Raw genomic sequence first — 270 nt, forward strand, 5'->3', positions numbered from 1 at the left:
TTATATCATCATCAGCCATAGTAAAAAGCTGCTCGAAATTCTTATACAAAACGAAAAGCCCCTGCCGCATATCCCTATCCCTAATCAAACGTGCCTCTTCAGCAGCCCAACGCATATTAAAACCTTCAGGAAAACTGTAGGTAGGGTCGATAGCTTTAACTAACCGCCTGGCGAAGTCCAGGTACGATACCACCCCAGCACAATCAACAGTAATGACAGCCCACCCTTCTGCTTTCAGATAGGGCAGCATATGGTTCTCCCAGTACCCGT

General features: G+C 46.7%; 1 pseudogene. It reads right to left on the reverse strand.

Features of this window, described 5'->3' with window-relative positions:
* Positions 1 to 270: pseudogene (locus HMPREF2958_RS01035) on the reverse strand (hypothetical protein); the annotation flags it as partial.

It is taken from the genome of Rothia sp. HMSC036D11, from assembly GCF_001814205.1.
GTDB lineage: Bacteria > Actinomycetota > Actinomycetes > Actinomycetales > Micrococcaceae > Rothia > Rothia dentocariosa.